The sequence below is a fragment of the Dysosmobacter sp. Sow4_B12 genome, assembly GCF_052116665.1.
Taxonomy (GTDB): Bacteria; Bacillota; Clostridia; order Oscillospirales; family Oscillospiraceae; genus Oscillibacter.
In genome coordinates, this window is the sequence record NZ_JBQKKR010000023.1 from 1 (window position 1) to 10,651 (window position 10,651).

The following is a 10,651-nucleotide window of genomic DNA, read 5'->3' on the forward strand; positions in this document are numbered from 1 at the left end:
GTGCGGCTACTGGCACTGCTACCGCTATGACCCCCGGCTGGCGGAGCAGGGCAAGAACCCCTTCCAGCTGGATTCTCCCGAGCCCGACACCGGCAAGCTCATGGACTTCCTCATGGGCGAGAACCGCTTTGCCTCTTTGAAGAACAACTTCCCCGAGAAGGCCGACGCCCTCTACCAGAAGGAGATCGCCGACGTCAAGGCCCGCTACAACAAGTACCGCAAGATGGCTGAGGAAGCCTAAGCATCCCCTTTTCCCGCAGGAACTGCCGCCGCGGCGGCGAAAATATAAGGAGGTTCGTCATGTCTGAAGTTATGAAACTGAATCATGCGCAAGTCATGGAGATTATTCCCCACCGGGACCCCATGCTGCTGATCGACGAGGTCAGCGAGCTGGTGCCCGGCGACCATATCGTAGCGACCTTCTGGGTGGACCCGCAGCGTGAGATCTTCAAGGGTCACTTCCCCGGCGACCCCGTCCTCCCCGGCGTATACACGGTGGAGGCCACCGCCCAGGCCACGGACCTGGTGCTGATGACCAAGCCCGCTTATGCCGGAAAGGTCCCCCTGCTCCTGGGCATCAACAACGTGAAATTCCGCAAGAAGATCCTCCCCGGCGACACCCTGGAGATCCACGCGGAAATGCTCACCGAGCGGGCCGACAAGGCCATCGCCACCTGCAAGTGCACGGTTTACACAGCCGGCGACCTGGCGGCGGAATCCGAAGTCACCATTGCCATGCGCTAACGCGCCTCCCTCTCTTTGAACCAGCATGCGCCCCAGGCCGAGTGGCCTGGGGCGCATGCCGTTTTTTGCAACAAGCGGTTGCGGCGGAGAAAAAACTCCCGGGGAGCGTGATTTGCTTCCAGGCAAAAATGCGGTATACTGCTGGTGGGAGGGAATCATATGAACCATGATCTTGCAGACAACCTGCTGCGCCTGCGGAAGGCCCGGGGGCTGACCCAGGAGCAGCTGGCGGGACAGCTGGGGGTCTCGCCCCAGTCCGTCTCCAAATGGGAAAACTGCCAGTCCTACCCGGACATAGAGCTGCTTCCCCACCTGGCGGAGGTGTTCTCCGTCAGCATTGACGCCCTGCTGGGCTACCGGCGGGAAAAGCTCCGCACCTCTCAGTACGAGAGCAAATACCGCAGTCCTGCCTATTACTGGGGCAACGATGTGTGGAGCGGCTGCTACGAGGTGCTGCGGCTCATGCCGCCGGTGCGGTCGCTGCGGCTGCTGAACGTGGGCTGCGGCGAGGGGCAGGCGGCGGTGTTTTTCGCCCGGAACGGCTACACGGTCTCCGCCTTTGACGTGACCGCCAGCGGCATCGAAAAGGGGCGGCAGCTGGCGGACCTTCATCGGACGGAGGTGGATTTTTTCCAGGCGGATCTGCTGAGTTACCGGCCGGAGACCACCTTTGACATCGTCTTTTCCAGCGGTGTCCTCCAGTACCTCCCGAAGCCGGAACGCCGCCGGGTGCTGGAGGGCTACAAGGCCCACACCGCCGTGGGCGGCATCCATGTTTTGAACGTATTTGTGGACAAGCCCTTTTTGCCGGTGCCGCCGGACTGGGAGGAGCGGGAGTATTTCTGGTCCTCCGGGGAACTGCTCACCTGCTATGCCGACTGGAAGGTGGAGCGGCTGGAGGAACGCATCTTCGACTGCGCCAGCAGCGGCGTCCCCCACCGACACTGCATGGACGTGCTCATCGCCCGCAAAATGGTATAAGGCAAGGAGGCCCGCGGTGATGCCGCGGGCCTCCTTTTGCTTATCTTTCAGCCTTGGGGCTCTTCCCGCTCCATAGGGGGGAATTCCAGTCCGGTCCCCGCCGCAAAGGCCTCCGCCGCCGCGCTGTCCGCCTTGCCGGCATCCAGCGGCAGGGTGAACAGTGCATGGGCGCCCTGGAAATCCTCCGCAAAGCGGAGACTGCCATCCGCCTCCATGGTGAATTCCTCGAGAGAGGGGACGCCGCCCTCATAGATGGCAAAATACACGGTGTGGTCGGCAAATGTCTCCAGGTTCCGGGTATCGAACAGGTAATAGGCCGCGCCATCCTCCGCAGGGGACTGGCAATTGGCGCCCAGGGTCCATGCGTTCACCACGCCCATGTGGCAGCCGGATACCAGCGGCGTATAGCTGAGCTCCATGGGCTGCTCCGTCAGCGGCTCACCGTCGCTCCGCCGCACCGTGAACACGGCGTAGGTTCGGTCGCTGATGATGTCACCATTGTACTCCGCCGGAACATTGGCCAGATCCTGGCCGGAAACCATGCCCTCCAGGGTGATGGCATAGCCGCCGGTCTCCCTGGTCTCATGGATGGGCACCGCGTTTTCACTTTCGAAGGCCGCCGCCAAAAGCGGCTCTTCCACATGCTCCGCCACCTGGGCGGGGCTCAGCCACCGCACCGCCGCCGACACGGACAGCACCAGCACTACCACCACTGCCGCCGCCAATCCCGCGGATCTGATCACTGTTTTCCATTTCATGCCTTGTCTCTCCTTTTCCGCCGCCTGCTGCTTTGCCTTTAGGAGCAGCGCCTGCGTCCGGGGCGCAAAATCTTCCGAGAAAGAGATGGCGTCAAAGGCCTTCCGGTAGTCCTGTCGGTTCATATGCACGCCTCCTTCAAAAGCTCCCGCAGCCGCTTCCGGCCGCGGGCCAGCCGGGTGCCCACCGTGGCGGCAGGCAGGCCCAGCAGGCCGGCCGCAGCAGCATGGAGCTGTACTGCTCCACCACCCGCTGGATGTCGGCATCGGTACCAAATGCGTTCACGGTCTCTCAGCTCCTTTCACCATAAACACGGGCCAGACTGCCATGTTTTTTCACAAAGCCAACTTTTTTATCAAGCAAGCGAAAAGCGCCCCGCGGACCGCAGGGGTCCGCAGGGCGTTTTTTGTTACAGATGCAGCACCAGCAGCAGTGGGAAGGTCAGCAGGAGGCTGACCGCGATGCTGAGGGAATTCAACACGCCGTACAGCGACGGCTTGCAGCCGCATTTTTCGCAGTACACCATGGTCACGGAGGGGATGGGCGCCATCATGGCCAGCACGGACACCTGCCGGATCAAAAGCGGCAGCGGCAGCACCCACACCAGAGCCGCCATGGCCAGGCTGCAGCCGTAGCGCACCGCCAGGATCTCCAGGATCAGCCGGCGGTCCTCCCTCTCCACCCGTACCTCAAACAGCATGCCGATCATCACCATGGCCAGGAAGGTGTTGGCGCCGCCCACCGTGGAGGCCACCTGGTATACCGGCTCCGGCAGCGTGATGCCGAGAATGGACAGCACCATCAAGGTCAGATACGTCATAAAGGGCACGGAGTGGACCAGCTTGTCCAGCACGAAGCCCAGGCGGACCCGCTGGCCGCTGCTGCGGGCGGACACGATGGCGTAGGCGACGCCGGAGTTCACCGGGCAGTTGCCGGCGTCAAACATGGACACGCCCACAAGGGCCTCCGGCGGCAGGAAGCTCTGGACAAAGGGCAGCACGAAGCAGCCGATATTATAGCTGGAGACATTCAAGGCGTACAGGCCCCTGGTTGCCAGGTCTCCGCCCTGGGTCCGCCGCAGGCCCACGCCCAGCAGGGCGAAGTTGCTGACCAGGGCAATGACGATGAGGGCCAGATAACTGGCGTCGAAATGAAAGGTGCGAAAGCCGGTGATGAGGGCCGCGGGCAGCGTCAGATGCACCACGATGCGGGAGATGACTTTGGCGTCCTCCGTACGGAAGACGCCAAGCCGTTTCAAGCCGTAGCCCGCGAAGATCATCAGAGCCAGCCCCGCCGCTTTGACGAGGATCGTTTCCATGGCTCAGCCCATCATGAGGTTGGGGACGAACATGGACAGCGGCTGCCAGAAGGTCACCAGCATCAGCACCAGGATCATCATGGCGTAGAAGGGCAGGCAGGCCTTGGTGGCCTCTTCGATCTTGATACGGCCGATGGAGCAGCCGGCAAACAGGGCGGCGCCCACAGGAGGCGTGCACAGGCCGATGGCCAGGTTCAAAATCAGCATAGCGCCGAACTGCACAGGAGCCATGCCCAGCTGTGTGGCCACCGGCAGCAGGATGGGCGTCAAGATCAAAATGAGGGGTCCCATGTCCATGATGCAGCCCAGGACCAGGCACATGATGTTGATGAGCAGCAGGATGACCACCCGGTTATCGGAGATACCCAGCAGCGCGTTGGTCACCATGGCGGGCACCTTCAGATAGGCCAGCAGCCAACCGAACATGGAGGCGGTGGAGATCAAGGCCATGACCATGGCGATGGTCCGCAGGGACTTGCGCAGGATATTGCCGAACTGGTGCAGGGGGATCTCCCGGTAGACGAAGAAGGTAACGATAAAGGCATACACCACAGCCACGGCGGCGGACTCGGTGGCGGTGAACCAGCCGAAGATGACGCCGCCCACGATGATGATGCAGGTCATCAGGCCCAGCAGGGCGTCCTTGGTGGCCTTCCAGATCTCACCGGCAGACATCATGCGGCCCTTGGGATAATTGCGCTTGTGGGCAATGATGGCCGTCATGATCATCAAGGCCACGCCCAGCAGAATACCGGGGATCAAGCCGCCCATGAACAGCTGGCCGATGGACACGCCGCCGCCCGCCGCCATGGCGAAGAGGATCATGTTGTGGGAGGGCGGGATCATAACACCCTGGCAGGAGGAGGTGACGGTGACGGCCACGGAAAAGTCCTTGTCATAACCGGAGTCCGTCATCATGGGGATGAGGATGGAGCCGATGGAGGAGGTGTCCGCCACGGCGGAGCCGGAGATGCCGCCGAAGAACATGGACGCCAGGATGTTCACCTGGGCCAGGCCGCCCCGCATCCATCCCACAAAGGCGTTTGCCAAGGTGATGAGCCGGCGGGAGATGCCGCCCTGGCCCATGATCTCGCCGGCCAGGATGAAGAAGGGAATGGCCAGCAGGGAAAAGCTCTGGACACCGCTGACCATCCGCTGGAACAGCGTGGCCAGGGGGATATTCAGATACAGCGCCGTCAGCACGGAGGAAATGCCGAGGGTGAAGGAAATAGGCATCCGCAGCATCAGCAGGATCGCGAAGGACCCCAGCATAATGGCGATGGCAATACTCGTGTCAGGCATCGGTCTCCTCCTTTCCGGCGTCAGCGCCTTCGGCAAAGATCTTCTTGTCCTGCTTAGCTGCCACCAGGACCGCGTTCAGCAGCACCAGAAGGCCAGACAGGGGCAGGATCACGTACAGCACGGAGCTGGGCAGCTTGGTGGCCGGCATGGTGGACAGCTTGGTCATGTCCATGATGAGCGCGCCGTAATACACCATGGCGCCGCCGAAAACGGCGATCAAAATATGGTTGATGGTATCCAGCACGCTGATGGCCTTTTCCGGCAGCTTGGAGGTGAACATCTCAATGCTGATGTGGATTTTTTCCAGCACGCCGATGCCCATGCCGATGAGGCTGAACCACACCAGCATCAGCGTGGCCACCTCCTGGGTCCAGGAAAAGCCCTGCTTGAAAATGTAGCGCAGGACCACGTCCGTAAAGACGATGACCGTTAGGATCACCATACAGATCATGGCGAACCACTCCAGCGCCTTAAACAGAAAGCGGCAGGCTTTCCGCAAAATATTCATCGCGTTGGCTCCTTTCATTGCATTTCATAACGGAAAGGGCGGCCTTTCCAAGGCCGCCCTTTTTCAAGCACGTATCAGCCCAGAGCCTGGACGCGCTCCACGATGGCCTTCTGCTCGTCATTCAAGAAGGTATCATACATGGGAGCCACGGCATCCTGGAACTCCTTGACCTCTTCGTCGGTCAGAGTCGTGAGGGTGCAGCCCTTCTCCTCGGCGATCTTGGCGTTCTTTGCCTCGGAATCCTCCCAAGCGTCACGGTGCCAGACCTCGGCTTCCTTGGCGCAGTCGAAGATGATCTGCTGGTCCTCGGCGGACAGCTTGTCCATGGTCTGCTTGGAGGCCAGGATCATATCGGGCATGTAGGAGTGGCCGTCATAGGTCCAGTAGGGAGCGACCTCCCAGAAGGACATCTCAATGTAGGAAGTCATGTTGTTCTCGGCGCCGTCCACAACGCCGGTCTGGATGGAGGAATAGGTGTCGTTGAAGGGCAGGCCCACGCCGATGCCGCCCAGGGAATCCATCAAAGTCAGCATCAGATCGGACTCGGAGACGCGGATCTTCATGCCGGCCAGGTCAGCGGGGGTGTGGATCTCCTTCTTGGCGTTGAAGAAGTTGCGGGAGCCGGGATGCAGGTAGGTGATGCCCACCAGGTTGTTGGCCTTGAAGGTCTCGAACACTTCCTGGCCGATCTCGCCGTCCAGGACCTCGAACAGGTGGTCCACGCTGGTGTACTCATAGGGCATCTGCAGGGCGTTCATGAGGGGAGCGAACTCAGCGGAGGCGCCGGAGGATACACGGGTGAAGTCCAGGCCGCCGAACTGGCACTGCTCGATGGTGGAGCGCTCGTCGCCCAGCTCGCCGGCGAAGTGGCACTCGATGGTGATGCGGCCGTCGGTCTTCTCGTTCACCAGGTCGGCAAACATCTGGCAGGCCTGGCTGGTGATGTGCTCGGCGTTGTGGCTGTTGGCCAGGCGCAGGACCACGGTCTCCGTGGAAGCAGCGGGGGTCTCGTTGGATTCGGAAGCAGCGGGAGTCTCTTCTTTTTTGCTGCCGCAGCCGGCGCACAGGGCCAGCACCGTGCAGACAGCCAGCAGAGTTGCAAGGAACTTTTTCATTTCTTTTCCTCCGTCTTTTCGGCTTTTTCAAGCACTTTTTTGTATATCTATTTTATAAGACTTTCAAATATTAAGAAATCGTAAAGTTTTGCTCTTTTGTCGTCTATTTTTTATTTAGATTCAAAAGTTCCCCTTAAATTTTGTGTAAAAATAACAACAGCAGGCGTTTGCCTGCTGCTGCTGTTTCGTTTCAAACTGCTATTTTCCCCGGCTGCGGTAGATGGTGGGCGTGCATCCCACCGCTCGCTTGAACACCTTTGTAAAATAGTTGGAATCCGGATAGCCCACGGAGCGTCCCACCTCGCTGACGCTCATCTCCGTATCCAGCAGGCGCTGCTTGGCCTTTTCGATGCGGTAGCCGGTGAACAGCTCCAAAAACGTCTGTCCCGTAGCCGCCTTCACCTGTCTGGAGAAGTAAAAGGGGCTCATGCCCATGCTCTCCGCCGCGGCCTCCAGGGCGACATCCTCCGTGTAATGCTGGTGGAGCCAGACCCGCAACGCCGCCTCGAAGGGTGTGGCGTCCTTGGGGGCCTGGGGCGCCACATCGAAAAATTTCTGGAGCATTTCCCGCAGGTCCGCCTCCGAGGCGGGCTTGAGCAGGTAGTCCTCCCCGCCGGAACGCAGGGCTCCCACGGCGTAGTCAAACCGATCATAGGCCGTCAAAAACACCACATGGGTCTCCGGCATCTGGCTTTTTACCACAGCGGCTGCCTCCAGGCCGTTTTTATAAGGCATCTCGATGTCCATAAAAATGAGGTACGGCTTCACTTGAACCGCCTTTGTCACCGCCTCGTTTCCGTCCGCCGCCGTTTCGATCAGCGCCGCTTCCCCCAGAATACTCCGCAGCCTGGACGCCAGTGCCGCCCGGCTCCGCGCCTCATCCTCGGCCACCAGGATCTTGATCATGGTCCGTTCCTCCTCCAACAGTGATCCGCGCGCAGGTGCCCACGCCGGGGACGCTGCACACATCCAGCCGGCCGCCGCTGTACTCCATACGCTCGGCGATATTTTTCAGTCCCACGGACCGGCGCTCCCCGGCGGCAGCGGCGCCCAGGCGGCTTGTGTCAAAGCCGCAGCCGTTGTCCGTGACTGTGATGACAATGTTCCCTGTCCGGTCCCGGCGGGAGCGGACCCGAATGCAGCCGCCCTCCGTGCACTGCCGCAGGCCGTGGAGGATGGCGTTTTCCACCAGGGGCTGCAAAATAAACTTGGGCACCGGCACATCCTCCAGCGCCGGGTCCGACCGCACCTCCATGGTGATGCGGTCGCCGTACCGGGTCTCCTGCAGCTCCATGTAGTCCCGCAGCAGCTGGATCTCCCGGCCCAGGGGCACCACCTTCTCATCGCTTTCCAGGGAGTACCGGAAAAAGCTGGACAGACGCAGCACCAGATCCTCCGAAAGCGGGGCGCCCTCCTCCCGGGCCAGGGCGGCGATGGTGGAAAGGGTATTGAACAGGAAGTGGGGGTTGATCTGGCTTTGCAGCTGGGCAAAGCGCCCCTCCTGGAGCTTGTGCTGCATCTGGGCGGCCTCCACCTCTTTTTCCAGCAGGCTCTTTTCCATCTCCGCCTGCTTTTCCAAAGCGTGGATGGTCCGGCGGATCTCAGTCTGCATGAGGTTGAAGGACCGGGCGGCCCGTCCCAGCTCGTCATTGCCGCGGACCTCCAGCGGCGGCGCGTCATACCGACCGGCGCTGATATGGTCCGCCGCCCCGCCCAGGTCCTCCAGAGGCCGCAGAACGCTGCGGGTCAGGATCAGCAAAATGACGATCATCAGCACGGTGGCTCCCACGAGGAAGCCGCTGAAGCGCCGGCTGTTGAGGTTGTTGGCGGTCTCGATCTCCTGCCACTGCTCCCCGCCCCGCTCCATACAGCTGTTGAGCAGCTCGCGGGTGTAGCCGTCGATGTACGCGGCCTGGCTCTTGAGGGAAAAGTACCGCTGAATGAACGCGTCACCGCTCCGGCCCGTGTTCAAAAAGACGACCTGTGTTTCCCGGTAGTGCTCCATGGCGTTGCAGATGGCCCGCTTCAGCACATATTCCTCCCGCCGGTCCGCGGCCAGGTCCGGCCGCAGCAGTTCCATCCTGCGGTCCGTCTCCTCACCGGCCAGGCGGTAATTGCGGTCCACATCCAGCGCCGGGCGGATATAGGCCTCCAGCCACACATTCTCCTCGGAAAAGGCGTCCATAAAGCCGGTGATCTCGATGTAGTCGTTCATGATGACATCGGACTTGCGGCTGAAATCCCGGAACTGCATCATCTCGTAGGCCACCAGCGCCCACATGGAGGCGATCATGATGCCCACCAGAATACTGCTCTTGGTCTTGATGGAAACGTCGCGCCACTTCTGAAGAAGCTTTTTCATGCTTGTACCCCCGGTGCATATGTAAGTTCAGTATAGCGTATTTTGACGGAAACCGCTACGGTTTTTTTGCTTTCTCTGTCAAATCTGATAAATTTATTGAACACAGGAAAACAGTAGGTTGACGCTGCCCCCACCGCAAATATAACATGTTGCTATATCTAATCATCAATATTTCCGATATATATTCCAAAACGAAGAGAAAGAAGGCATATCCATGCATGATCTGAAGAAAGCGGGCTTCGCTACCCGCCAGATCCACGCCGGCAAGTCCGCCAACAGTGCCGGTGCCCTCTGCACCCCTATCTACCAGACCTCTACCTTCGCCTTTGACACGGTGGAGCAGGGCGGCGCCCGCTTCGCCGGTGAGGAAAGCGGCTACATCTACACCCGGCTCGCCAACCCCTCCCTGCTGCAGGTGGAGGAAAAGCTGGCCGCCCTGGAGGGCGGCGAGGCTGCCCTCGCCACCGCTTCCGGCATGGGCGCCGTGTCCGCCACCCTTTGGAGCCTGGTGGAAGCCGGCGACGAGATCGTGGCGGACGAGACGCTGTACGGCTGCACCTTCACCCTGCTGACCCACGGTCTGACCAAGTTCGGCGTGAAGGTGACCCTGGTGGACATGACCGACGTGGAAAACGTGAAGAAGGCCCTGTCTCCCAAGACCAAGGTGGTCTACTTTGAGACCCCCTGCAACCCCAATTTGAAAATCGTGGACATCCAGGCGGTGGCCGAGGCGGCCCACGCCTATAACCCCGCCATCCAGGTGGTGACGGACAACACCTTCTGCTCTCCCTACCTGCAGCGTCCCCTGAGCCTGGGCGCCGACATCGTGGTCCACAGCGCCACCAAGTACATCAACGGCCACAGCGATGTCATCGCCGGCTTTATCGTGGGCACCCGGGAATTCATTGAGACCTGCCGCTCTACCGGCTTGAAGGATATGACCGGCGCCGTCATGAGCCCCTTTGACGCCTTCCTCATTGCCCGCGGCTTGAAGACTCTGGATATCCGCATGGACCGTCACTGCGCCAACGCCCGGAAGGTGGCGGAGTTCTTCCGCGGCCACAGCGCCGTGGCCAAGGTCTACTATCCCGGTTTTGAGGATTTCCCCGGCCATGACGTGGCCAAAAAGCAGATGAAGGACTTCGGCGGCATGGTCTCCATTGAGCTGAAGGCCGACCGCGCCGCCACCGCCGCCGCCTTGAACAAGCTGCAGCTGTGCACCATCGCCGTCTCCCTGGGCGGCGCCGAGACCCTGGTGGAGCACGCCGCCTCCATGACCCACTCCACCTACACCGCCGAGGAGCTGGCCGCCTCCAACATCTCCGAGGGCCTGGTCCGCATCAGCGTGGGCCTGGAGGACCCCGAGGATGTCATCGCCGACTTCAAGCAGGCTCTGGACACCCTGCTGTAAGCCCGCTTCCCCTTAGGTGCCGGTGGGAAAGCACCGGCACCTAAGGCTGTCGAAAAAGTCCAGCATAGCTGGGCTTTATCGCATTTATATGGTAAAATAAGCATGGGTGATGAAAGATGCTGGAACGAGGGAAACTGGATCGCGGAATCGTAGA

Annotated in this window: 11 protein-coding genes and 1 pseudogene; 4 read left to right on the forward strand and 8 right to left on the reverse strand. The window is 60.8% G+C overall.

The annotated features are described in order from the left end of the window. The 3 genes and pseudogenes from ACTQ4R_RS12820 to ACTQ4R_RS12830 form a co-directional block, all read left to right on the forward strand. A pseudogene (locus ACTQ4R_RS12820) lies at positions 1–241 on the forward strand (pyruvate synthase); the annotation flags it as partial. A gap of 59 nt (positions 242–300) precedes the next feature. After that, complete coding sequence (fabZ, locus tag ACTQ4R_RS12825) at positions 301–744, forward strand: 3-hydroxyacyl-ACP dehydratase FabZ (RefSeq protein ID WP_441629295.1); 444 nt, start codon at positions 301–303, stop codon at positions 742–744. Between the two features lie 159 nt (positions 745–903). Then, complete coding sequence (locus tag ACTQ4R_RS12830) at positions 904–1,725, forward strand: methyltransferase domain-containing protein (protein ID WP_441629296.1); 822 nt, start codon at positions 904–906, stop codon at positions 1,723–1,725. A 47-nt stretch (positions 1,726–1,772) separates the two neighbouring features. Here ACTQ4R_RS12830 and ACTQ4R_RS12835 read toward each other — a convergent pair whose 3' ends face one another. From ACTQ4R_RS12835 to ACTQ4R_RS12870, 8 genes are all read right to left on the reverse strand, one after another. Next, entirely contained in the window at positions 1,773–2,606 is an 834-nt protein-coding gene (locus ACTQ4R_RS12835; RefSeq protein WP_441629298.1) for a hypothetical protein, read from the reverse strand. Between the two features lie 13 nt (positions 2,607–2,619). Then, positions 2,620–2,766 carry a hypothetical protein gene (locus ACTQ4R_RS12840; protein ID WP_441629300.1) on the reverse strand — a complete coding sequence of 49 codons (147 nt, stop codon included), beginning with the start codon at positions 2,764–2,766 and terminating at the stop codon, positions 2,620–2,622. A gap of 124 nt (positions 2,767–2,890) precedes the next feature. After that, complete coding sequence (locus ACTQ4R_RS12845; protein ID WP_441629302.1) at positions 2,891–3,799, reverse strand: AEC family transporter; 909 nt, start codon at positions 3,797–3,799, stop codon at positions 2,891–2,893. 3 nt (positions 3,800–3,802) lie between these two features. Further along, positions 3,803–5,101 (reverse strand): TRAP transporter large permease, encoded by a 1,299-nt coding sequence (locus ACTQ4R_RS12850; RefSeq protein ID WP_441629304.1) that lies wholly within the window; start codon positions 5,099–5,101, stop codon positions 3,803–3,805. After that, on the reverse strand, positions 5,094–5,627 hold the full coding sequence (locus ACTQ4R_RS12855; RefSeq protein ID WP_441629306.1) for a TRAP transporter small permease: 534 nt from the start codon (positions 5,625–5,627) through the stop codon (positions 5,094–5,096). The genes ACTQ4R_RS12850 and ACTQ4R_RS12855 overlap by 8 nt, the downstream gene beginning before the upstream one ends. Before the next feature lie 56 nt (positions 5,628–5,683). Continuing rightward, the gene (locus tag ACTQ4R_RS12860) at positions 5,684–6,724 is read right to left on the reverse strand and encodes a TRAP transporter substrate-binding protein (protein ID WP_441629308.1); all 1,041 of its coding nucleotides are present in this window, start codon (positions 6,722–6,724) and stop codon (positions 5,684–5,686) included. Positions 6,725–6,922: 198 nt separating this feature from the next. Continuing rightward, positions 6,923–7,630: a response regulator transcription factor gene (locus tag ACTQ4R_RS12865; RefSeq protein WP_441629310.1), complete on the reverse strand. Its 708-nt coding sequence runs from the start codon at positions 7,628–7,630 to the stop codon at positions 6,923–6,925. Beyond that, a complete protein-coding gene (locus tag ACTQ4R_RS12870) occupies positions 7,602–9,086 on the reverse strand; it encodes a histidine kinase (RefSeq protein ID WP_441629312.1) in 1,485 nt (494 codons plus the stop codon). The genes ACTQ4R_RS12865 and ACTQ4R_RS12870 overlap by 29 nt, the downstream gene beginning before the upstream one ends. Before the next feature lie 214 nt (positions 9,087–9,300). Between ACTQ4R_RS12870 and megL the strand changes: the two genes are divergently transcribed. Continuing rightward, positions 9,301–10,497, forward strand: coding sequence for a methionine gamma-lyase (megL, locus tag ACTQ4R_RS12875; RefSeq protein ID WP_441629314.1), 1,197 nt, complete (start codon positions 9,301–9,303; stop codon positions 10,495–10,497). Positions 10,498–10,651: the final 154 nt, after the last annotated feature.

Excerpts from the sequence above, each read along its gene's own strand:
- fabZ (WP_441629295.1), top strand. The coding sequence starts at position 301 with ATGTCTGAAGTTATGAAACTGAATCATGCGCAAGTCATGGAGATTATT.
- ACTQ4R_RS12865 (WP_441629310.1), bottom strand. The coding sequence starts at position 7,630 with ATGATCAAGATCCTGGTGGCCGAGGATGAGGCGCGGAGCCGGGCGGCA.
- ACTQ4R_RS12855 (WP_441629306.1), bottom strand. The coding sequence starts at position 5,627 with ATGAAAGGAGCCAACGCGATGAATATTTTGCGGAAAGCCTGCCGCTTT.
- ACTQ4R_RS12860 (WP_441629308.1), bottom strand. The coding sequence starts at position 6,724 with ATGAAAAAGTTCCTTGCAACTCTGCTGGCTGTCTGCACGGTGCTGGCC.
- ACTQ4R_RS12830 (WP_441629296.1), top strand. The coding sequence starts at position 904 with ATGAACCATGATCTTGCAGACAACCTGCTGCGCCTGCGGAAGGCCCGG.
- ACTQ4R_RS12870 (WP_441629312.1), bottom strand. The coding sequence starts at position 9,086 with ATGAAAAAGCTTCTTCAGAAGTGGCGCGACGTTTCCATCAAGACCAAG.
- megL (WP_441629314.1), top strand. The coding sequence starts at position 9,301 with ATGCATGATCTGAAGAAAGCGGGCTTCGCTACCCGCCAGATCCACGCC.
- ACTQ4R_RS12850 (WP_441629304.1), bottom strand. The coding sequence starts at position 5,101 with ATGCCTGACACGAGTATTGCCATCGCCATTATGCTGGGGTCCTTCGCG.
- ACTQ4R_RS12835 (WP_441629298.1), bottom strand. The coding sequence starts at position 2,606 with ATGAACCGACAGGACTACCGGAAGGCCTTTGACGCCATCTCTTTCTCG.
- ACTQ4R_RS12845 (WP_441629302.1), bottom strand. The coding sequence starts at position 3,799 with ATGGAAACGATCCTCGTCAAAGCGGCGGGGCTGGCTCTGATGATCTTC.